The organism is Litoribacillus peritrichatus (assembly GCF_039537985.1).
In the GTDB taxonomy this organism is placed as follows: domain Bacteria; phylum Pseudomonadota; class Gammaproteobacteria; order Pseudomonadales; family Litoribrevibacteraceae; genus Litoribacillus; species Litoribacillus peritrichatus.
In genome coordinates this window covers 127,161-148,609 of the sequence record NZ_BAABBN010000002.1, presented here as the reverse complement: position 1 = coordinate 148,609, position 21,449 = coordinate 127,161, and the positions used below count along the sequence as shown (strand labels likewise).

The following is a 21,449-nucleotide window of genomic DNA, read 5'->3' as shown; positions in this document are numbered from 1 at the left end:
TAAACATTAAACTTCTGGTGGGCGCTTACCTTCGGCCAGGTAGGTACGCAGCATAGACTCAATAACTTTCGGGTTTTGCCCGGCCTGAATGGCCAGAAGCGAATCAATCACCATGCGTTTTGACATGGCCTCCTGGCCCGCACGTAACAAGAGTTTATCCGCCACAGGCTGAGCAAACATGTTCGCAACCATCGCACCATACAGCGTGGTTAATAGCGCCACCGCCATCGCAGGCCCGATGGATTTAGGGTCATCCATATTGGCCAGCATCGCCACCAAACCAATCAAAGTACCGATCATCCCCATCGCTGGCGCCACCTCACCCAGCTGGGAAAAAATTGAAGCGCCTGAGTCGTGCCGCTCAACCGCCAGATTCATTTCTTTGGTTAGCAAAGTACGAACCACTTCCGGGTCGTGCCCGTCAACCAACAGCTGAATACCATTGGCCAAAAACTTATTCTCTGTTTCTTTTCCTTCCAAAGACAACAAGCCGCCCTTTCTTGCTTCAGCGGCCATGTCCACCACTTCAGCAATCAAATCTTCAGGGGCCTGAATTTTGAACATAAACGCTTTTACTGCAATTTTTCCTGCCGCCAAAAATTGGCCTAACTCGTATTTCATTAAAACCGCAAAAAGGGCACCACCAATTACAATAAGCAAAGACGGTACGTTAACAAACATTCCTGGTGAGCCACCAAGGAACATCGCCACGATCACAATAGCAAAAGCACCAACGATACCAATGAGTGTTGCTAAATCCACAAAGTTCCCTCTTTATTTAACTGGGATGAACTAAAACCTATAACCTGACACTGACAGAATTCACGTCCATGAACGTGTTGTAAGCCCCATAAACGTTAACTTCTATTGTTATCTTATTGATGTATCGACCAAAACAGAAGAATCTTAACAGGATTTTTCATTCTTGCTGATTACTTGAGTCACTTTAAGAATACTAGGATAATAGCGCAAGCTTTCCACTTGGTTTAAATTGATTTATGTCTAACTCAAAAAAAGAACTGAACTTTGAAGAGTCTCTGAGTTCATTAGAAACGCTGGTTCAATCACTTGAAAATGATAACCTGAGTCTTGACCAGGCACTGTCAGCCTTTGAAAAAGGCGTTAAGCTTTCCAGAAACTGCCAGGCAGCTTTGGAGCAAGCCGAACAGAAAGTTACGATATTGCTCGGCGACACAGAGCAACCTTTTGATACTCACACACTATCAGACGATTAATACTTTGAATATTACCTCCTTTATGCAGCACTGCAGTCAACGCTGCAACCAAACACTGGAAGGCAAAGTTGATTCCATCCCCAACGTCAGCAGTCTTCGGGAAGCCATGCTTTACAGCATCACCAACGGCGGAAAGCGATTCAGACCCACGCTGCTTTATGCAACGTTAGAAGCGCTTAACACCCCACTGGCAACAGGCGACGATCTGGCTTCGGCCGTTGAGTGCATTCATACCTACTCCCTGATTCATGACGATTTACCCGCTATGGACGACGACGCCCTTCGCCGAGGTAAACCGACCTGCCATGTCCAGTTTAACGAAGCGACCGCGATTCTGGCCGGGGACGCATTACAAACGCTGGCCTTTGATATCATTGCTGAATCCGAAGTACTGACTGACCAGCAAAAAGTATCTGCAATACAAGTACTTGCCAGGGCCTCAGGCCCCAGCGGCATGGTCGGTGGCCAATCCCATGATTTGGCCTCGGAAGGAAAAAACATCGATCAACAAGAGCTGGAATCCATACACCATAAAAAAACCGGCGTTTTGATTTCAGCCTGCACCGAAATGGCTGCTATAGCGGCTAATGCCAGCCCACAAACCCGATCAGCACTCCAAGAGTTCTCCTTAACTCTGGGGCTTGCGTTTCAAGTAGCCGACGATATCTTAGACATCACCAGTTCCACTGAAATGCTCGGCAAACAACAAGGCGCAGATCACGAGCTGGATAAGGCCACTTACCCTAAGTTTTTAGGACTGGAAGGCGCGCAGCAATATTTGGCGGATCTTCATCAAAAAGCGCTTTCCTTGCTGGATAAAGCCACTCTGGACAAAAAAGAGACGCTTGTGGAACTGACAAATTTTGTAGTTCACCGAAGATATTAGGGCTTACGGTATGTTTAGCCCTCTGCTTTGTAGTAGAATGCGCCGTTATTCAAATTAGCGTTGATCAGGTAATCGACATCTAATGATTTTTCATAAAATACCAGAAACTCGCCCAGAAACGCCCTTGCTTGATAGCGTGGACTGCCCGGCTCAGCTGCGACAGCTTTCTTCAGCTACCTTGCCTCAACTCGCCAAAGAGTTGCGGGAATATTTACTGTACTCCGTAGGCCAGTCCGGCGGGCATTTTGGTGCGGGACTCGGTGTCGTTGAACTTACAGTCGCGCTGCATTACGTTTTCAATACCCCGGAAGACCGCTTGGTATGGGACGTAGGCCATCAAGCCTACCCCCACAAAATTCTGACAGGCCGACGGGAACAAATGCCGTCCATTCGACAAAAAAACGGTTTGGCAGCTTTCCCCCGCCGCTCAGAAAGTGAGTTTGATACCTTCGGTGTCGGCCATTCCAGCACCTCCATAGGTGCTGCATTAGGCATGGCCATTGCGGCCAAACAAAAAGGCGAAGACCGCAAGTCCGTCGCTATCATTGGCGATGGCGCAATGACGGCAGGTATGGCATTCGAAGCCATGACTCATGCAGGGGATAACGGTGCCGACCTGTTAGTCATTCTGAACGACAACGACATGTCAATTTCAGAAAACGTCGGCGGTTTATCAAACTACTTAGCCCGACTGCTTTCTTCCAAGTCTTACAACAACTTGCGAGACAACAGCAAAAAAATTCTGCACGACATTCCGCCTGTGTACGAACTAGCCAAAAAAACCGAAGAACATTTACTTAAAGGCATGACCACACCAGGCACCATGTTTGAAGAGTTTGGTTTTAACTACATAGGCCCCATCGACGGTCACAATGTAGAACTACTGACTGAGACGCTTAACAACATGAAGTCGCTGTCCGGCCCTCAGTTTCTTCATATCGTAACCAAAAAAGGCAAAGGGTTTTCACCTGCGGAAGCCGATCCGATTGGTTATCACGCCATTAATAAACTGCCAGACCAGAGCGAACGAAAAAGCACCAAACCTAAGGTCAGCACGCCCAAATATTCCGCCGTGTTTGGTCAATGGCTTTGTGACATGGCAGAACAAGACAATAAGTTGGTTGGTATCACACCCGCCATGCGCGAAGGCTCTGACCTTATTGCCTTCAGTGAAAAATACCCTGAGCGCTACTTCGATGTGGCGATCGCCGAACAACACGCCGTTACTTTAGCAGCAGGCATGGCATGCGAAGGCTTAAAACCGGTGGTGGCGATTTACTCAACCTTCCTGCAAAGGGCTTACGACCAGCTTATTCACGATGTTGCCATTCAGGACCTGGATGTTTTATTCGCCATCGACCGTGCAGGCTTAGTCGGCGAAGACGGGCCAACCCATGCAGGAAGTTTCGACCTGGCATTCCTACGCTGCATTCCGGGCATGGTCATCATGGCCCCGTCCAACGAAGATGAAGCTCGAAGAATGCTGAGCACAGGCTACCTTCATAATGGGCCAGCCGCAGTCCGCTACCCAAGAGGCACCGGCTGTGGTGCCGATATCTCAACACACCTCGACCCGATTGAAATCGGTCGTGCTCAAAAACTGTGTGAAGGCTCGAAAGTCGCTATCCTGGCATACGGCAGTATGGTCGAACCAGCTAAGGCCATAGCAGAAGAACGCGGCTATACATTACTGGACATGAGATTCGTTAAGCCGTTGGACGAAGAGGCAATTCTCGACGTTCAAAAGAATCATGACTTGTTAGTCACCATTGAAGAGAATACCGTCATGGGTGGCGCTGGTTCAGCAGTTAATGAGTTTCTTAACAGTCAATACCTGAGCACCAACATCATCAACTTGGGCTTGCCTGACTATTATGTCGAGCATGGCAAACCGGCGGATATGTTAAAAGAATGCGGCTTGGATACAAACGGAATCAGAACCGCCATCGATAAAGCGCTCGTGGCATTCGGCAATCCTTCAAACCCGATCACCGCCGTCGCCAACTGATGCCATTTAAAAAATAAGTAAAAAGCCCGACAAAAGGGGCTTTTTACTTATTGAAGCAGCCTACTTATTTAAACAGTTCATGTATTTAAATTAGAAGTTCTGCTCAAGCACCAAAAAGCCTTTTTCATCACGCATCTTCACGTGCTTTAAAAAACTCATTCCTAACAGAATTTCACCATTGAAGCCTGACTCCAACACCACAGCATCCACATAACTGACTTTCAAACCACCGACCTTAACCTGGCTTAACACCACTTGATGGCCGACGACTCGACCGCCTGCTGTATTAACGTACACCGGATTACTTCGACTTAAATTCACCCCCAAACGCTGGGCGTCTTCCATCGACAACGTCACCGACGTTGCTCCGGTATCCACTAAAAACTGAGCAGGCCGACTGTTGATACTGCCTGAAGTGATGTACTGACCATGCACCGGTCTGATGCTGATGGATGCAGACTTAGGCGCTTGGTAGCTGCCTGAAATGTGGCCCGAGAGCGTCAGCGTTGTTTTTTTGCCTGCAATGAGGACTTCTGCTTGTTTGCTGTTAGAGCTTAATAATTTGATGCCTTCCGGTGAAGTTCGGCCTACATTAAGAATCCGCTGTTTACCGTTAACCTTGAGAATGGCCATATTATTCATCAGGCCTTCCACCTGAATTTCGAGGGCGTTCGCCCAAGAGTTAAATCCTACGCCCAAAAGGAAAAACGCAACTAACCATCTAAATTGATTTAACACACGTCGACCATTCACCATAACACTACAACCCCAGCCATCCCATGGCCAAAATAAACTGCAACACAACCAAAGCCATGATACCGGCCAGAATATCATCCAGCATGATTCCCAACCCACCTTCGACTTTTTGGTCTGCCCACTTAATGGGCCAAGGTTTCAATATATCAAAGAACCGAAACAGTAAAAAACCGACCAGAGCCACTAACCAATGTTTGGGAGCAAAAATAAAAGTTATCCACAACCCAGAGAATTCATCCCACACAATGCCCCCGTAATCATGCACCCCAAGCTTTCTGGCGCTTTCATGACACAGCCAAATGCCCACAGGGATACTGGCAACACATACTGCTATGTACCAATACGTGGAAAAATCAGCCAACAAGAACCAATAAATCACCAATGCCATCAGAGTGCCAAATGTCCCTGGCGCCACCGGGCTTAAGCCCGACCCCAAACCAAAGGCAAAAAAATGAATCGGATCTTTAATGATCTGCGCTGGTGACAAGTCGATTTTCTCAGCCATTCAATGTTCCTCTATACCCGTAAGTGACTAACTTAAAAATGATTATACCCACCCTGCTTCACGGCATAAGATTCAGGGAACAGCGACACTCGTCCAAAACGATCTGCTTCCGCCTTGTCATGCACACGGCCGATGAGCGTGACCGGAAGTCCGGTCTGTGCTGCAATATCTGCAATTTCCTGACGATACTTTTGAGGGGCGGTAAAAGCCAATTCGTAATCGTCCCCCCCCGTCAGCGCAAGCTTCAGTGCAGAATCCGCACCCACACACGTTACATTCTGATCCGACGGCGTGACCCAATCAACTTGCACTTGCAGATCCACATCACTGGCTTTCGCGATATGCCCTAAATCAGACACTAAACCATCCGACACATCGAGCATGGAGTTCAAATAAGGAGCAAGTTGTTGAGCAAGTTCCACTCGGGGCGTCGGTCGATGAAAACGGTCCACTAAATACGCTTCTGTTTCCGTTAGGTTCTGAGCCCGTTTATCAAGCCAGATTTTCAGCCCTGAAGCGGCATCCCCAGGAAACCCGGTCACATACACATCATCCCCAACACAGGCGCCTGATCGCTTAATCGGCTTCGGACAGTCACCATGCACTTGCACAGTAATGGTTAATGGCCCCCGAGTGGTGTCTCCACCAACCAAGGCGATACCATGATGTACAGCAAGCGTCTTCATCCCTTGGGCAAATTGCTCAAGCCAAACAGGGTTGGCTTCAGGTAAGGTAATCGCCAAGGTGAAAAAAGAAGGGGTGGCAGCCATCGCGGCAAGGTCGCTCAGGTTCACCGCAAGTACGCGATAACCTAAATCTTCAGGAGGAATGTCCGGCGTAAAATGCACGCCTTCAACAAGGGTATCAATAGAAAAGGCCAGGTTCCCCTGACCTTTCCAAACAGCAGCGTCATCGCCTATTTTAAGGATAAAATCCTCAGCAGACGAGTCATCGTCTTCCCCCTGTAAAGGGTGGAAGAACTTTTGTATCAGTGCAAATTCATCCATTGTTCGCACTCAAATACTTATCTGTTACGGTTGCGCTGCTTTTCTTCCATACGCGCCCGGCCTGCCAGTTTATCCAACACACCATTAACGTATTTATGACCATCTTCACCGCCAAAGTTTTTGGCAAGATCAATGGCCTCATTAATCACTACTCGATATGGAACATCCAAACGATGCAACAACTCATAGGCACCAATGCGCAAAATAGCACGCTCAATCGGGTCTACCTGGTCTTCCATCCGATCCAGATAAGGCGCATAAGCGGCATCCAACTCATTCAGCTTCTTAGGAATTTCATGGAATAACTCACTGAAATATGGCTGATCCACCTTTGACATATCATTATCAACGATGAACTGTGCTTCAATGGTGCTGATCGCATCTTTATTCATAACCCATTGGTACAAGGCCTGTACCAACAAACAACGTGACTCATGTCGAGCGGCTGCAGGCCCTCTTCGGCCCTTAGCAGACTTCCCTTTCTTTCCACCTTTTGAGCGACTTGCTGGGGAAGTCGGCTTACCTTGCTCGTTTGATTCGTTATTTGTCATTAGTTCACCTGCTTTAACAAGCTAACCATTTCAAAAGCACTCATCGCTGCTTCTTCGCCTTTGTTTCCAGCCTTGGTGCCTGCACGCTCAATCGCCTGCTCTATGCTGTCAACGGTCAATACGCCAAACGCAACCGGAATGCCGAACTGAAGTGCCAACTGACCCAGACCTTTGGTGCATTCGCCCGAAACATATTCAAAGTGTGGTGTACCACCCCGAATGACAGCACCCAAAGTGATGATGGCATCATACTTACCCGTTTCTGCGACTTTCTTCACGGTCAATGGAATTTCCATTGCACCCGGGCAACGAATAATCGTGATGTCTTCTTCCGGCACGCCATGGCGCTTCAAAGAATCCACAGCACCTTCCACCAGGCTTTCAACTACAAACGCATTCCAACGACCGACCACCAACGCATATTTGCCTTGATTCGGCGTCATATCACCTTCAATCACTTTAATTTGAGACATTTTCGTTACCGTTTCCAAGTATAAAAGGAGGCTTTAACATAAGAGTCAAAGCCACCCGTTTTGCTGAATTTAAAACATTCTTAGATTGAAAGACACGGGTTCAACCGTGTTTTCAATTAATCTTCTGCCACAGGTTCAATGAAGTTAACCAACTCCAAATCAAAACCAGAAAGTGCACTGAACTTCACAGGAGAACTCATCACACCCATACGGCGAACACCCAACTCCCTAAGAATCTGAGAGCCGGTGCCAATGGTTTGATACGCGCCTGAAATGCCTTGTGCGGCAGTGCGGTGTGTTTCTTCAGGAGATAAAACTTTATCCAGGCTGGAATCCACGTCCATTTGGCCATCCACGTCCAACAACACAATAACGCCCTGGTTTTTGTCGGCGATATACTGCATCACCGCATTGATCGACCAGGTAGTACGGCCTTTGGTGTTGGCTCTTAAAATATCGCGAATAGGGTCAAGCACATGCACTCGAACCGGTACCGCATCGTCCCCTGTCCATTCACCGCGCGTCATTGCCAAGTGCCTGTGGCCATTGATCGAGTCTTTAAACTCATGAAGCGTGAACACGCCAAACTCGGTATCGACAGAGTCTTTACGGATCAACTCAATGGTTTTTTCGTTCATCATCCGGTAATGAATCAAGTCTGCAATGGTACCAATCTTCAGGTCATGCAACTTGGCAAATTCTTCCAGATCAGGACGACGAGCCATAGTGCCATCATCATTCATGATCTCAACAATCGCCGCCGCAGGCTCTAAACCGGCCAAACGCGCCAAATCACAACCCGCTTCAGTATGACCTGCACGACTCATTACGCCACCCGGTTGAGCACGCAACGGGAAAATATGTCCAGGCTGGACAATAGCGCCTTTCGGCGACTGCGGGTCAACAGCAACACGAATAGTATGAGCGCGATCCGCCGCTGAGATACCAGTGGTCACACCTTCTCGTGCTTCAATTGATACCGTAAAAGGCGTACTGAACTGTGCACTGTTGTCATCCACCATCGGAGGCAAGCCAAGATAGTCACAACGCTCACCGCTCAGAGTCAAACAAATCAAGCCCCGAGCCTTGGAAGCCATAAAGTTAATATCTTCCGGACGAACTTTTTCCGCCGCGATGATCAAATCACCTTCGTTCTCACGATCCTCATCATCCATCAAAATAACCATTTTACCTTGACGAATATCTTCAATGATCTCTTCAATACTGTTTAGCGTCATTATTGAGCCTTTTTCAGCCGGTATAAAAATTCATTACTTGAAACGAAAGATCCTTTCAAAGGTCAACGTTTCGTTCTTCCCATAAAGCCATTTTCAGCAAGAAAACTCATTGAAATGGCAGATTCTTTTGATTCGGTTTGCGGACTCTCTTTCGATAAAAGCCGCTCAAGATAACGAGCCACCACATCCACTTCTAAATTTACCTGATCACCCTTTCGGTAAGTTGCGATGATCGTTTCCTGTTGCGTATGAGGGATGACATTCAACACAAAATCATCACCAATTAATTCATTCACCGTCAAGCTGCAACCATCAACCGTGATCGACCCTTTCTTCGCAATATAATGGGCGATTTCAGCAGCGGGGCGAACCACGATTCTGACCGAGCGAGCAGACTGTTCAAGAGATTCAATTTTACCCAAACCGTCCACATGTCCACTCACTATGTGTCCGCCAAACCGGGACGTAGGCAACATGGCCTTCTCCAGATTCACCGGCGCACCGATCGGCAAGTCATTCAACCCGGTCAAAGATAAGGACTCCAGCGACACATCCGCCGTGAAGCTGGTTGAGTCGAAATCGACCACTGTCAGGCAAACGCCATTCACTGCAATGCTGTCACCCAACTTAACGTCGGACATGTCCAGACGATTAACCGCAAACCGAAGAGCAACATCGCCACCCTTCAGTGTTTTAGCCGCGATGCTTCCCACCGCCTCAATGATTCCCGTAAACATTATTTACCTGCCGCTGTGTTATCAGCGTCTGATTTAACAGGACGAGCAATCAAGCGCAAATCACGCCCAAGCATCACTGCATCCTCAAATTCAAAATTCAACGCCTGGCTCATTGTAGAATAGCCAAGATCAACCAAAGGTCTTGCTTGCGCACCCATTAATTTAGGCGCCACATACACCCAATATTCATCAACCAAGTCCAACGCAAGGAACTGACCACACAAGGTTGCGCCAGCCTCAACCAACACATCACAAACTTCGTGCGTGTCGGCCAAAACCGTTAATAACCAGCCCAGATCAATACGGCCTTCAACCAACGGCGCTTTAATCACGGTAGCTTTTTCTGCCAAAAAGTTCGCTTTATGCTCCTGCTCGGCATTCAGGGCATTACTGCAGACAATGATGGTTTTTCCATCCAAGCCAAGAAGCTTAGCGGTTTCCGGAATGCTCAGGTGAGTATCCAAAACCACCCGAATGGGCTGCTTGGCCACAATGTCATTACTTAACGTATCCGCTAAACCTAATTCATCTTTGCGAACCGTTAATGATGAGTCGTCATGAATGACGGAGGCTACGCCCGTGATAATCGCGCCACTCTGTGCTCGCAAACGCTGAACATCAGAACGCGCATCGGCGCCTGTGATCCATTTGCTCTCGCCTGAGGCCATGGCCGTCCGACCATCCAAACTCATTGCCTGCTTAACCCGAACGTAAGGTAGTTTATGTTCCATACGCTTCAAAAAACCGGGGTTTAATGCTCTCGCTTCTGCTTCCAGCAACCCGGAAGCCACATCAATTCCCGCCGCCTGAATACGGGCCAAACCCTTACCTGCCACCTGAGGGTTAGGGTCCTCCATGGCTGCAACCACACGACTAACTCCGGCTGCGATCAAACCATCACAACACGGGGGGGTTCGCCCGAAGTGGCTACAGGGTTCCAGCGTCACATACGCCGTCGCGCCTTGGGCTTTTTCTCCGGCGTCACGTATGGCGTGCACCTCGGCGTGAGGTTCCCCCGCCCGATAATGAAAGCCTTCGCCGACCACTTCCTGATCTTTCACAATCACACACCCAACTCTTGGGTTTGGGTGTGTGGTATACCAACCTTCACGAGCCAGCTCTATCGCTCGTTGCATCCACTGTCGGTCTTCACTGGTGAATTTTAATTCACTGTTAAACTCAGAATCACTATTAAACTCAGAATGCGCCATCCGTTATTCAGACTCCACAGGTTTACAAGACAGCTTTTCAATTTCTGTGCGGAACTCTTCAATATCCTGAAAGCTACGATACACAGAAGCGAACCGAACATAAGCGACCTGATCCAGATCTCGCAGTGAATCCATTACTGCTTCGCCAACCAAAATAGAAGGCACTTCCCGCTCTCCGGTGGCACGCAGTCGGTGTTTGATTTTTAAGACGGCAGACTCGATGTCATCAAAACTGACCGGGCGCTTTTCCAAAGCCCGCTGAATGCCTGAAAGGAGTTTTTCTTCATTGAAAGGTTCACGGGTGCCATCTTGTTTAATCACCCGGGGCATCAGAAGTTCCGCCACTTCATAAGTGGTGAAGCGTTCACTGCATTGCATGCACTCTCTGCGGCGACGAATTTGTTCACCATCGCTGATCAGACGAGAGTCAATGACCTTGGTTTCTTTGTAGCCACAAAACGGACAATACATATGAACCTCTGAAGTTAAAGAGCTGTATGGAACAAATTAATGCTTAAAAAACTTGCCCAAATAAACAGTGCCGCCATTCTAATTCTACTGAGGCTAAAACGCAAAAAAGCCGTGACTGAAATATTCAATCACGGCTTTTTAAATACCAGCAATTACTTATAAACAGGCTTCTGCTTACAAATTGCCAATACTTTTTCTTTTACTTCTGCAATTGCAGCCGTTGCATCACCGGATTCAAGACCATCCAGTACATCACAAATCCAACCCGCCAGCTCAGCTGACTGTGCTTCATCGAAACCTCGGCTTGTGATGGCTGGTGTACCAATACGCAGGCCAGAAGTAACAAACGGTGAACGAGGGTCATTTGGCACCGCATTTTTGTTCACAGTAATGTTCGCTTCACCCAAAGCGGCGTCAGCGTCTTTACCTGTGTACTCTTTGCCGATCAGATCCACCAAGAACAGGTGATCGTCTGTACCACCAGAAACAACGTTAATGCCACGAGCAATGAATGTTTCCGCCATGGCTTGTGCATTCTTAACAACCTGCGCCTGATAAGACTTATACTCATCGGACATCGCTTCTTTGAAACACACCGCTTTGGCAGCGATAACGTGCATCAATGGGCCACCTTGCGACTCAGGGAAAACAGCGAAGTTAAGCTTTTTGTTCAGCTCTTCGTCTTCTTTCGCCAGAATCAAACCGCCACGAGGGCCACGTAACGTTTTATGCGTTGTTGTAGTTACAACGTCAGCAATGCCTACTGGCGTTGGATATACACCAGCGGCAATAAGACCCGCCACGTGTGCCATATCAACAAACAGGTAAGCACCCACTTTGTCCGCGATATCGCGGAAGCGCTGCCAATCCACTACACGAGAGTAAGCAGAGAAACCAGCAACCACCATTTTAGGCTTATGCTCAAGCGCCAAGCGCTCAACTTCATCGTAATCAATTTCGCCCGTTTCAGGGTTCAAGCCATATTGAACGGCTTCATAAATACGACCAGAGAAAGAAACCGTAGCACCATGAGTTAAGTGACCACCGTGCGCCAGGCTCATGCCCAACACTTTGTCACCAGGCTTACATAACGCCATGTAGACAGCAGCATTCGCTTGAGAACCGGAGTGAGGCTGTACGTTCGCATAGCCGGCACCAAACAATTCTTTCGCGCGGTCAATGGCCAATTGCTCAACCACATCCACGTGCTCACAGCCACCGTAGTAGCGCTTACCTGGATAACCTTCAGCATATTTGTTTGTAAGCTGAGAACCTTGCGCTTCCATAACACGAGGGCTCGTGTAATTTTCTGAAGCGATCAATTCAATGTGCTCTTCTTGGCGAACACGTTCGCTCTCCATTGCTGACCATACGTCTGGGTCAAAATCGGCAATATTCATATCACGGGTAAACATGCTCGTCCTCTGGTTCTATCAAGTGAGGTTGACCACTCAATCAGGAATTTATTGCATATCATCGAATAAACAACCTGATTAAAAGTGGAGCTGGAAAATTGGCGCGAATTATAACCGATTATTTAAAAGTCGCCTACCAGGGAAATTCATCACGCACATAAAAACAAACCACCAGGGCAGTTATCGCTTTAAAATCAATCAAATACAAAATCAGTCGGTTTCTTTTGTATAAAAGCTATACAAATCCCGGCCACTTTCTTTAGCCTTATACATGGCATGATCTGCGTTTCTTAATAGCGCAGAAGCATCCTCAGCATGCTTAGGATAAATAGCCACCCCAACACTGGCCGTCACAATAAATTCCTGACCATTAATCAATACCGGCTCTTGCAATGCCGAAACCACCTGGCCGGCCACATGCTCACCAAACGAACGGGCGGACGCTTCGGTGCTCTGCCCACCCAGGATGATGGTAAACTCATCGCCCCCCATACGGGCAACCGTATCCGAACCACGAACACAACTGCTCAAGCGCTGTGCTACCTCTTTTAACAGGATATCGCCTGCTTCATGGCCGAGCGTATCGTTTACCGGCTTAAAATTATCCAGATCAAGATAAAGCAACACCACCGCGCCTTCATTTTGATCGGCATGACGCATCTCCAACTGAAGCTGTTCCCGAAATAAACTTCGGTTTGCCAGGTCCGTCAAAGGATCGTAATAAGCCAGGCGGTGAATCCGCTCTTCAGCTTCTTTTCGCTCGCTCATATCCGAGAAAATAACAATGTAACTGTCCACCAGCTGGTCGTCATTTCTGATGGAAGACACACCCACCCAGGCCGGGTAAGGCTCTCCGGTCTTTTTACGATGCCAAACTTCACCCTGCCAATAACCAGAATCCGCCACCAACCCCAATAACGTATGATAAAACTGCTCGGTTTGTTGCTCGGTGCATAAGGTAGCTATGTTCTTTCCGATTAACTCCTTTGTGTTGTAGCCCGACACCTTTTGAAACGCATGATTAGAGCGAACAATGTCGCCGTCCATATCGGTGATCAGAATCGCTTCATTGCTGCTCTCAAATACTTCAGCCGCCAGCTTCAGTTCAGCCTGACTTTTTCGGCGCTGAGTGATATCTCGACAACTTCCAAGCAAACCTTCAAAGTTATGATTTTCATCCCAAAGAAGCGCGATTTTAATTTCCAGGGAAACATAATGCCCATCACTGTGCAGCGCCATAACATCAACGATGTGCTCACCGGTATCTTCACGATACTGTTTAGCGTCTACTTTTCCATCCATCACCGCCTGCAAGGGCACTGCGATTTCGCGTTCAATTCTGGCAAACTGATCGTCTGCTAAAAACGCCCGAATGCCTTGATTCAAAACCTCTTGTTGGGAGTACCCCAAAACCCGAATCACAGAAGGACTGATGTATTTAAAGTGGAACTTAGGGTCCATTACCCACACCAAGTCCCGAATGTTATCTGCCAGAATTTCCAGATATCGTGCCTGCTGACCCGCCTTAGACTGAGCCTGCAACAACTCAGTAATGTCTCGACCAACGCCGATATAACGCTCCACACTGCCATCCGGCTGACGCGTAAACGGCGTATCCGAAAACAAATAACTCCGCCAGTCCCCATTTTTGTGCTGCAACCTCAACACAGTTTCTTTGACTGCGCCGTTGGCCATTTGTCGCAGCTGAGGCATTTCATGCTTAAAAATGCGCTTATCGTCTGGATGCATTAGCTTTTTCCAGTAACTGTCACCCAGCTCAGCCACTTCTGCCGCAGAATACCCAAGTTGCTCACCAATCTCGTGGTTCACAAAGACATTCAAGCGAGTAGTCACATCGTTCACATAAACAATATCAGGCACCGTATGCACCACCTGCTGCCAAAACTTTTCTCGCAAGTCTGCGTATTCTTTCGCTTCTTTCAGGGCGGTAATATCCAATAAGCTCAATAAGAGATTCTTTGAAGACAAAGCATTGGCACGAGCAGCCTCAGAATGCCCCCCCTCTTCCAAAGCCAAGCCCTGGACGAAACTCACGTTTAGCTGAAGACAAAGCAACCGCCCTGTGACACTTTTGATTTCCATGACCGTTTCAGCACGGTCTTTCTTCGATAAAATCAGATTCAGTAAGACCGACCAAAGCTTACTTTCCGAGTGTAAAAGCGATTTCTTAAGGTGCTTAACAGCAGTCATGGAGTCAATTGTATCGAGCATACGGCAGGCAGACTCATTAATCTCAGTCAACAACACCCCATCCGCCATTGGCTGAAACTGCCAGTTATTTCGATCACGCCACTCATGAAACGCTTCGATTGATTTGATATTGCTGTTTTCCAACCAGTCACCCAACTCATTCAAATCCATCATGGCCAAAGCAACGCCGGCACCTTCAAAAGTCGACTTATAGTGGCTCTGACTGGTCGTCAGTTCATCATGAATCCGGTGTTGTTCGCTGACGTCTTTCAGCACCCAAACAACCACACGGCTTGAATCTTCCAAAGAAATAATCTGATAGGTGGGCTCCACAAATCGAGTCACCGCCAAATTATCAATAGAGATGACCTCGTCCGTTTCCGGCGTTTCTTGTTTTAATAACGCATCGGTCCACTGAATCAGTTTTTCAACGGCGGCCCACTCCCGATGGTCTTTGAGGTCTTCATTCACATCACGCTCTTTCGTTAACTTTAACAGCGAATAAAATGCATGATTAGCATAGTGGATGGTTTCATTTTGACCGATGACCAACACAGCGTCTGAAATCGAAGACAAAATCAAATCACCCCGCAAGGCAAGCTCGCGGTTTTTCTGCATCAAAGACTTATTTTCTTTCCTTGCTGTGGATAAGTACCAAATCAAACTCACCCCACCAAACAAATAGAAAAACGCAACCAGTGCCGACGGCGTCAACGTTGAAAAGTAATGACTGCTCATTGCCGCGTGGTTAATGTAGCCCGATAGTTCCAGCTCACTGCCAAGTAGACGCACAGACCACACATGATCCCGAGACTCTAACGCTTTATTGGCGACACTGCTGGAAACCCATAACTGCTTATCCGTCGAGGTATCCACCAATTCGTAAGCCGCCAGCGGGAACTCATTGGTCGCCAAAGATGTTTTAAAGCCCGCCAATGAAAAAACAATCACTAAAAAACCCTGATTATCTTTTCTCCGATGAAAGAGATAGCCTTGCTCCGTATTCAGCACCCTCAGTCCGGAAATCGGGCTGCGGGCATCAAAACGAAATTTAGTGACCGACGGCTCCCCAAGGTTGCGAGACAAAGGCACGCCTGAGTCTTTTAAAACGGTGGAATCCCCATCCACCAAAGCAACACTGGTGACCAAAGCCGAAGCGTCTACCGCTTTTAAATAAAAATCATCCACCTCAGCCAGGTCAGAAAATGGCTGAGCATAGTCATGAGCAAGCAACTGTTTTAACGGCTGTAACTGGGAGCGAAAATAATCATGAAACAACACCACCCGGTTTTTGATGGTGTTGGAACTTAATTGAATGTGGTATTGATGATCTTTCCAGACCTGCCAGGACATGACACCCACCAGATACAAAAAAGCCACCACGAATAAAATCACAGGATAAACAGGTACGGCTTTCGAACGATACAACCCCTGATAATCGGTATGTTTCTGCACAAATACCACTCAACTTAAAATTTGCTTAAACTATCCAAAACCCTGTGGACAATACGAATTTAGAATTATTCTGCTGTATATTAAAACATCAACAAGGACAGGCCAACCATAAAGAAAGGTATGCTGATCCACATCCACAAAAAAACCAGGAATCCCTGACCGAATCAGTACTTTCGCTTGCACCTGAAATTTGATGAATTATGATTAACGCACGGAAGGTTCTGTTACGCTTAATTTAGAAACGTCTCCCTTCACTAATCATTCCAACTTCACAAAATTATCAGGTCAATTATTTATGGCGCAATACGTCTATACGATGAACCGTGTGAGCAAGGTTGTACCACCGAAACGCGAAATCATTAAAGATATTTCACTGTCCTTTTTCCCCGGCGCAAAGATTGGCGTTCTAGGCCTTAACGGTGCAGGTAAATCCACAGTGCTTCGCATCATGGCTGGCGTTGACACCGAATTTGACGGTGAAGCTCGCCCAATGCCTGACATCAATGTTGGATACCTTCCTCAGGAACCCGAGCTGGACGACAGCAAAACCGTTCGTGAGTGCGTTGAAGAAGCGTTGGATCATATTAAGTCTGCACAAAACCGTCTGGATGAAGTTTATGCAGCCTACGCCGAGCCGGACGCCGACTTCGACGCCCTGGCGGCCGAACAAGCCAAACTGGAAAATATCATTCAGGCTTCCGATGCACACAACATGGAGCGCAAGCTGGAAGTCGCGGCAGACGCACTTCGCTTGCCAGAGTGGGATGCCCAAATTAAGAACTTGTCCGGTGGTGAAAAGCGCCGAGTGGCTCTTTGCCGCCTATTACTTTCAAGCCCGGACATGCTGCTTCTTGACGAACCGACCAACCACTTGGACGCAGAATCAGTGGCCTGGCTTGAACACTTCTTATGTGAATTCCAAGGCACTGTCGTGGCAGTAACCCACGATCGCTATTTCCTCGATAACGCAGCAGGCTGGATTCTGGAACTCGACCGTGGCCGAGGCATTCCGTTTGAAGGTAACTACTCCGCCTGGCTGGAAAGTAAAGAGCAGCGTTTGGCCGCAGAAGAAAAATCACAAGCTTCACGAGAGAAAGCCATCAAACACGAACTGGAGTGGGTTCGCTCTAATGCAAAAGGCCGCCAGTCAAAGAGCAAGGCACGTTTGGCACGCTTTGAAGAAATGAATTCCCAGGATTTCCAAAAGCGCAGTGAAACCAATGAAATCTACATTCCACCAGGGCCTCGCTTAGGTGACAAAGTCATCAACTTTAACAATGTAACCAAAGGCTTCGGGGATCGTATTCTGATTGATGACTTAAGTTTCAGCATCCCGCAAGGGGCCATCGTCGGTGTCATCGGCGGTAACGGCGCCGGTAAATCCACATTATTCAGAATGATCTCAGGCACTGAACAACCGGACAGCGGCGAAATCGAAATCGGCGAAACCGTTAAAATGGCTTTTGTTGATCAGAGCAGAGCAAACCTCGACGACAACAAAACCGTATGGGAAGAGTTGTCTGGTGGTTCTGATATCATCAACATTAACGGCTACGAAGTTCAGTCCCGCTCATACGTGGGTCGTTTCAACTTCAAAGGCTCCGACCAGCAAAAACGCGTAGGCGATTTATCAGGCGGGGAGCGTGGTCGCTTGCACCTGGCCAATACCTTAAAGCAAGGCGCGAACGTTTTGCTGCTGGATGAACCGTCGAACGATCTGGACGTGGAAACACTGCGTGCGCTGGAAGAAGCCTTATTAGACTTCCCTGGTTCCGCGATTGTGATTTCGCACGACCGCTGGTTCCTGGATCGCATCGCAACCCACATTCTGGCCTACGAAGACGAATCCAACATCACCTTCTTTGAAGGTAACTACACTGAATATGAGAAAGACTACAAAGACCGAGTGGGTGAAGAAGCCGCGACACCTAAGCGAGTGAGACATAAGAAACTGGCTTAATCGGCTTAACACCAATACAAAAAAGCCAGAGCGATTGCTCTGGCTTTTTTGATCTGCCGTAATTCTGTACTCAATATTGAAAACTTAATCACTTTTACGCTTAATATATAGCGTCTTCTTAACCGTTGCGACGACATCCCCCTCTTCGTCCATAATATCGACAGAGTAGACGGGTAAATACTTCTCACCATTAGCCGTCTTTTGGCGAATATCATCTAACATTTCATCCGTGACTTCGAAATGCGCTCTGACTGTGCCTCTGCCCGGCTTTTTAAACTCTATGTCGGCCGACTTATCCCAGACAATGTAACCTTTACCGATCCGATTCATAATCAGCAACATAAAGAACGGATCAGCCATGGAATACAAAGAACCACCGAAGTGAACACCAACGTAGTTTTTATTGGTCATCTTCAGCTTCATCGCCACCGTTGCAGACGTGAAGTCCGGCGCCACCTTTTCCAAATGAATGCCAGCACCAACAAAGGGTGGCCATACGTTCACAAACCGACGAAACCACTCTGGTTTTTTTGCCAACGTCTGAAACATGCTTACCTCAAAATATAGTTGATATATCAACTATATTAACAAAATGGCCGATGTAAGTCAGCCATCCTATGAAACAGAGATCAGTTTTTTGAAATCGGCGGGTGATAAATCATTTGCACGGTCACCCCGTCTGGATCGAGGCAATAAAAACTTCTGGCGCCGTCACGATGCGTTCTTGGCTGACTTTGCGTCTTTACGCCATTGGCCTGGAAGAATTCAAACCACTGATCCACGTCATCCATATCATCCAGAATAAAGCCGATATGATCCAACCGCTGGCCTGCCACCGAAGCACTTTCCTGAGCACGATGCAGGGCAAGATTGTCATTGCCTGAGCACAAATACACATTGTCCGGGTCCGGCTGCCACTCAATATTCATTCCCAGCAGTTCGGTATAAAATGCCAGACTTTCTTCAAAGTGATTGCTGAACAGAGCGACGTGCCTCAGCCCGGCATGGCGTTTTGGCCGCTCTATCGGCTTACGCTCTTCCGTCATCATTACGCCTCGACCATTTCATAACTGTGTGTAATTTCCACGCCCGCCTTACCCAACATAATAGACGCTGAACAATACTTTTCTGCGGATAATTCCACAGCACGCTTAACCTGGCTCTCTTTCAGGTTGTTGCCAGTGACTTTAAAATTCAAGTGGATCTTAGTGAACACAGCAGGTACTTCATCCGAACGTTCCGCTTCGATGTCAGCAACACAGTCGGTCACGTTCTGTCGAGACTTTTTCAAAATACTGATGACATCAAATGAAGCGCAGCCGCCCATTCCGATCAAGAGCGTTTCCATCGGACGCAAACCAACATTTCGGCCACCATGATCTTCCGGGCCATCCATAACGACGGTGTGCCCCGAACCGGATTCACCCATAAAACAGACATTTTCAACCCACTTAATTCGAGCTTTCATTTCAACACCTTTTTAATTTAGTTATGCCAACATTGTAACTGGATCACATTCTTTGCAAAACAATTCAAATTAATTTATAAATTTCTTTAATATCACGGGAGTAGCAACTTCATTGCATAAGAAGCTGGCATAAACCAGCCTAACAAATGGAAATTAGAGGAAAATATGATCGGATAGGTCTATCCTAAATAGCTGCGTGCCGTAATATCACACGCACTTTTATGACATAATCTATCATCTCGTCCTAGTTACATGTGTTAATTGAGTAGCAGTTTTTAAATTATCTAAGGGATTATTCGGGTTTTGCCTATGACAAGCATTATTAAGCCAGTGGAAACTAATAAGCATCTCGACGCATTCATTGCTCAATGCCACCGTAGAAAGTACCCAAGCAAGAGCACCATTATCTACGCTGGTGATGAATGTGATTCGCTTTATTACATAGTAAAAGGTTCCGTGGCTGTGATCATCGAAGACGATGATGGTCGCGAAATGATCATGGCTTATCTGAATGCAGGCGACTTCTTTGGTGAAATGGGGCTGTTCGATCAGGAAGAAACCCGAAGCGCTTGGATTAAGGCTAAAAATGAATGTGAAGTCGCTGAAATTGGATACAGCAAATTCAGAGAATTCACTCAAACCTCACCAGAAATCCTGTACATGCTTGGCACCCAAATGGCCAGCAGACTACGAGCAACAACACGTAAAGTCGGCGATCTGGCCTTCCTTGACGTTACAGGCCGTGTCGCAAGGACACTTTTGGAGCTGACCAAGGAGCCGGACGCAATGACTCACCCGGATGGCATGCAAATCAAAATCACCCGTCAGGAGATCGGTCGTATTGTGGGTTGTTCAAGGGAAATGGTGGGCCGAGTTCTCAAAACCCTGGAAGAGCAAGGCCTGGTTTCCGTAAAAGGTAAAACCATGGTGGTTTACGGTACACGCTAACGTTTGAATTGACGATCCCGTCAACCAAAACGAAAAAGGCGCTCAATATTCATTATTGAGCGCCTTTTTTATTTCAATGTCTTTATCTACGAAAACAGTTTTGCCAACTCATCGCCCGGATTCTCTGCTCTCATAAACGCCTCGCCAACCAGAAACGCATTGACCTGATGAGCACGCATATCAGCCACGTCCTGAGCAACCACAATGCCACTTTCTGTCACCACGATACGATCATCCGGAATTCGGTCCAGTAACTGATAGGTGTTCTCTAAGGACACTTCAAAGGTGTGCAGGTTACGGTTATTAATCCCGATCAGGGGGTTTTCGACCGTCAGAGCCACATCCAGCTCAGCCCCATCATGCACTTCAATCAAAACGTCCATCCCCAGCTCATGACTCAACCCGGTTAGATCCGCCAGTTGCTGCTGCGAAAGCGCCGCCACGATCAATAACACACAGTCGGCCCCAATCGCTTTCGCTTCGTAGATCTGATACTCATCCACCAGAAAGTCTTTTCGAATTGCCGGCAGTTGACACGCCGCCCGAGCCTGCTGAAGATAATCTTCGTGCCCCTGAAAGAAGTCTGCATCCGTCAACACCGACATACAAGCAGCACCTGCTTGCTCATAACTCAACGCGATTTCGGCCGGGTTAAAGTTTTCCCGGAGCACACCTTTGCTTGGCGATGCCTTTTTAATTTCAGCGATCACCGCAGACTGCCCTGCTGCTATCTTATTTTGAATCGCAGCCACAAACCCTCTGGCTGTTTCTCCTTCTTTGGCACGGCTTTTTAACTCCGCCAAAGACACCGAAACCGAGCGCTCAGCAATTTCTTCATGTTTTCGACTAATGATCTTAGTCAGAATCGTTGGTGTACTCATGACAAATCAATCTCTACTTCAATCAGTTCAGAA

The 21,449-nt window shown here is 47.6% G+C and carries 21 protein-coding genes; 5 read left to right on the top strand and 16 right to left on the bottom strand.

The annotated features are described in order from the left end of the window. Positions 1–6: 6 nt before the first annotated feature. Positions 7–762: a flagellar motor protein PomA gene (gene pomA / locus ABD744_RS00740; protein WP_344794427.1), complete on the bottom strand. Its 756-nt coding sequence runs from the start codon at positions 760–762 to the stop codon at positions 7–9. 236 nt (positions 763–998) lie between these two features. On the opposite strand from pomA, the gene ABD744_RS00735 reads away from it, so the two are divergent. From ABD744_RS00735 to dxs, 3 genes are all read left to right on the top strand, one after another. Further along, entirely contained in the window at positions 999–1,235 is a 237-nt protein-coding gene (locus tag ABD744_RS00735; protein ID WP_344794425.1) for an exodeoxyribonuclease VII small subunit, read from the top strand. Positions 1,236–1,257: 22 nt separating this feature from the next. After that, positions 1,258–2,121 carry a polyprenyl synthetase family protein gene (locus tag ABD744_RS00730; protein ID WP_344794423.1) on the top strand — a complete coding sequence of 288 codons (864 nt, stop codon included), beginning with the start codon at positions 1,258–1,260 and terminating at the stop codon, positions 2,119–2,121. Positions 2,122–2,203: 82 nt separating this feature from the next. Then, on the top strand, positions 2,204–4,129 hold the full coding sequence (gene dxs, locus ABD744_RS00725; RefSeq protein WP_344794421.1) for a 1-deoxy-D-xylulose-5-phosphate synthase: 1,926 nt from the start codon (positions 2,204–2,206) through the stop codon (positions 4,127–4,129). Between the two features lie 90 nt (positions 4,130–4,219). Here the strand turns inward: dxs and ABD744_RS00720 are convergent, their stop codons facing one another. The 11 genes from ABD744_RS00720 to ABD744_RS00670 all read right to left on the bottom strand — a co-directional run bounded on the left by ABD744_RS00720 (position 4,220) and on the right by ABD744_RS00670 (position 16,159). Continuing rightward, a complete protein-coding gene (locus ABD744_RS00720) occupies positions 4,220–4,885 on the bottom strand; it encodes a retropepsin-like aspartic protease family protein (RefSeq protein ID WP_344794419.1) in 666 nt (221 codons plus the stop codon). Between the two features lie 4 nt (positions 4,886–4,889). Continuing rightward, complete coding sequence (locus ABD744_RS00715) at positions 4,890–5,390, bottom strand: phosphatidylglycerophosphatase A family protein (protein ID WP_344794417.1); 501 nt, start codon at positions 5,388–5,390, stop codon at positions 4,890–4,892. A 32-nt stretch (positions 5,391–5,422) separates the two neighbouring features. After that, positions 5,423–6,397 (bottom strand): thiamine-phosphate kinase, encoded by a 975-nt coding sequence (gene thiL / locus ABD744_RS00710; RefSeq protein WP_344794415.1) that lies wholly within the window; start codon positions 6,395–6,397, stop codon positions 5,423–5,425. A gap of 17 nt (positions 6,398–6,414) precedes the next feature. Next, positions 6,415–6,948: a transcription antitermination factor NusB gene (gene nusB, locus ABD744_RS00705; protein ID WP_344794413.1), complete on the bottom strand. Its 534-nt coding sequence runs from the start codon at positions 6,946–6,948 to the stop codon at positions 6,415–6,417. Next, positions 6,948–7,421, bottom strand: coding sequence for a 6,7-dimethyl-8-ribityllumazine synthase (gene ribH, locus ABD744_RS00700; RefSeq protein WP_344794411.1), 474 nt, complete (start codon positions 7,419–7,421; stop codon positions 6,948–6,950). The genes nusB and ribH overlap by 1 nt, the downstream gene beginning before the upstream one ends. 116 nt (positions 7,422–7,537) lie before the next feature. Beyond that, entirely contained in the window at positions 7,538–8,659 is a 1,122-nt protein-coding gene (ribBA, locus tag ABD744_RS00695; protein ID WP_344794409.1) for a bifunctional 3,4-dihydroxy-2-butanone-4-phosphate synthase/GTP cyclohydrolase II, read from the bottom strand. A 62-nt stretch (positions 8,660–8,721) separates the two neighbouring features. Continuing rightward, positions 8,722–9,396 carry a riboflavin synthase gene (locus ABD744_RS00690; RefSeq protein WP_344794407.1) on the bottom strand — a complete coding sequence of 225 codons (675 nt, stop codon included), beginning with the start codon at positions 9,394–9,396 and terminating at the stop codon, positions 8,722–8,724. Beyond that, positions 9,396–10,607 (bottom strand): bifunctional diaminohydroxyphosphoribosylaminopyrimidine deaminase/5-amino-6-(5-phosphoribosylamino)uracil reductase RibD, encoded by a 1,212-nt coding sequence (ribD, locus tag ABD744_RS00685; RefSeq protein WP_344794405.1) that lies wholly within the window; start codon positions 10,605–10,607, stop codon positions 9,396–9,398. The genes ABD744_RS00690 and ribD overlap by 1 nt, the downstream gene beginning before the upstream one ends. A gap of 3 nt (positions 10,608–10,610) precedes the next feature. Then, positions 10,611–11,078: a transcriptional regulator NrdR gene (gene nrdR, locus ABD744_RS00680; protein WP_344794403.1), complete on the bottom strand. Its 468-nt coding sequence runs from the start codon at positions 11,076–11,078 to the stop codon at positions 10,611–10,613. Positions 11,079–11,230: 152 nt separating this feature from the next. Continuing rightward, positions 11,231–12,493 carry a serine hydroxymethyltransferase gene (gene glyA / locus ABD744_RS00675; RefSeq protein WP_344794401.1) on the bottom strand — a complete coding sequence of 421 codons (1,263 nt, stop codon included), beginning with the start codon at positions 12,491–12,493 and terminating at the stop codon, positions 11,231–11,233. A 210-nt stretch (positions 12,494–12,703) separates the two neighbouring features. Then, entirely contained in the window at positions 12,704–16,159 is a 3,456-nt protein-coding gene (locus ABD744_RS00670) for a diguanylate cyclase domain-containing protein (protein WP_344794399.1), read from the bottom strand. 295 nt (positions 16,160–16,454) lie between these two features. Between ABD744_RS00670 and ettA the strand changes: the two genes are divergently transcribed. Further along, positions 16,455–18,119: an energy-dependent translational throttle protein EttA gene (gene ettA, locus ABD744_RS00665; RefSeq protein WP_344794397.1), complete on the top strand. Its 1,665-nt coding sequence runs from the start codon at positions 16,455–16,457 to the stop codon at positions 18,117–18,119. A gap of 84 nt (positions 18,120–18,203) precedes the next feature. Here ettA and ABD744_RS00660 read toward each other — a convergent pair whose 3' ends face one another. The 3 genes from ABD744_RS00660 to ABD744_RS00650 all read right to left on the bottom strand — a co-directional run bounded on the left by ABD744_RS00660 (position 18,204) and on the right by ABD744_RS00650 (position 19,587). Beyond that, a complete protein-coding gene (locus ABD744_RS00660) occupies positions 18,204–18,668 on the bottom strand; it encodes a DUF4442 domain-containing protein (protein WP_344794395.1) in 465 nt (154 codons plus the stop codon). 80 nt (positions 18,669–18,748) lie between these two features. Then, entirely contained in the window at positions 18,749–19,168 is a 420-nt protein-coding gene (locus tag ABD744_RS00655) for a VOC family protein (RefSeq protein WP_344794394.1), read from the bottom strand. Further along, positions 19,168–19,587 carry an OsmC family protein gene (locus ABD744_RS00650; protein WP_344794392.1) on the bottom strand — a complete coding sequence of 140 codons (420 nt, stop codon included), beginning with the start codon at positions 19,585–19,587 and terminating at the stop codon, positions 19,168–19,170. Before ABD744_RS00650 ends, ABD744_RS00655 begins: the two co-directional genes overlap by 1 nt. A 309-nt stretch (positions 19,588–19,896) precedes the next feature. Here ABD744_RS00650 and crp point away from each other — a divergent pair, with 309 nt between their 5' ends. Beyond that, a complete protein-coding gene (gene crp / locus ABD744_RS00645) occupies positions 19,897–20,535 on the top strand; it encodes a cAMP-activated global transcriptional regulator CRP (protein WP_344794390.1) in 639 nt (212 codons plus the stop codon). Positions 20,536–20,621: 86 nt separating this feature from the next. Here the strand turns inward: crp and trpC are convergent, their stop codons facing one another. Next, positions 20,622–21,416: an indole-3-glycerol phosphate synthase TrpC gene (gene trpC / locus ABD744_RS00640; RefSeq protein WP_344794388.1), complete on the bottom strand. Its 795-nt coding sequence runs from the start codon at positions 21,414–21,416 to the stop codon at positions 20,622–20,624. Positions 21,417–21,449: the final 33 nt, after the last annotated feature.

Bases quoted from the DNA above. Each gene is read 5' to 3' on its own strand.
- ABD744_RS00735 (WP_344794425.1), top strand. From the start codon at position 999: ATGTCTAACTCAAAAAAAGAACTGAACTTTGAAGAGTCTCTGAGTTCA.
- ABD744_RS00730 (WP_344794423.1), top strand. From the start codon at position 1,258: ATGCAGCACTGCAGTCAACGCTGCAACCAAACACTGGAAGGCAAAGTT.
- dxs (WP_344794421.1), top strand. From the start codon at position 2,204: ATGATTTTTCATAAAATACCAGAAACTCGCCCAGAAACGCCCTTGCTT.
- ABD744_RS00720 (WP_344794419.1), bottom strand. From the start codon at position 4,885: ATGGTGAATGGTCGACGTGTGTTAAATCAATTTAGATGGTTAGTTGCG.
- ABD744_RS00715 (WP_344794417.1), bottom strand. From the start codon at position 5,390: ATGGCTGAGAAAATCGACTTGTCACCAGCGCAGATCATTAAAGATCCG.
- thiL (WP_344794415.1), bottom strand. From the start codon at position 6,397: ATGGATGAATTTGCACTGATACAAAAGTTCTTCCACCCTTTACAGGGG.
- nusB (WP_344794413.1), bottom strand. From the start codon at position 6,948: ATGACAAATAACGAATCAAACGAGCAAGGTAAGCCGACTTCCCCAGCA.
- ribH (WP_344794411.1), bottom strand. From the start codon at position 7,421: ATGTCTCAAATTAAAGTGATTGAAGGTGATATGACGCCGAATCAAGGC.
- ribBA (WP_344794409.1), bottom strand. From the start codon at position 8,659: ATGACGCTAAACAGTATTGAAGAGATCATTGAAGATATTCGTCAAGGT.
- ABD744_RS00690 (WP_344794407.1), bottom strand. From the start codon at position 9,396: ATGTTTACGGGAATCATTGAGGCGGTGGGAAGCATCGCGGCTAAAACA.
- ribD (WP_344794405.1), bottom strand. From the start codon at position 10,607: ATGGCGCATTCTGAGTTTAATAGTGATTCTGAGTTTAACAGTGAATTA.
- nrdR (WP_344794403.1), bottom strand. From the start codon at position 11,078: ATGTATTGTCCGTTTTGTGGCTACAAAGAAACCAAGGTCATTGACTCT.
- glyA (WP_344794401.1), bottom strand. From the start codon at position 12,493: ATGTTTACCCGTGATATGAATATTGCCGATTTTGACCCAGACGTATGG.
- ettA (WP_344794397.1), top strand. From the start codon at position 16,455: ATGGCGCAATACGTCTATACGATGAACCGTGTGAGCAAGGTTGTACCA.
- ABD744_RS00660 (WP_344794395.1), bottom strand. From the start codon at position 18,668: ATGTTTCAGACGTTGGCAAAAAAACCAGAGTGGTTTCGTCGGTTTGTG.
- ABD744_RS00655 (WP_344794394.1), bottom strand. From the start codon at position 19,168: ATGATGACGGAAGAGCGTAAGCCGATAGAGCGGCCAAAACGCCATGCC.
- ABD744_RS00650 (WP_344794392.1), bottom strand. From the start codon at position 19,587: ATGAAAGCTCGAATTAAGTGGGTTGAAAATGTCTGTTTTATGGGTGAA.
- crp (WP_344794390.1), top strand. From the start codon at position 19,897: ATGACAAGCATTATTAAGCCAGTGGAAACTAATAAGCATCTCGACGCA.
- trpC (WP_344794388.1), bottom strand. From the start codon at position 21,416: ATGAGTACACCAACGATTCTGACTAAGATCATTAGTCGAAAACATGAA.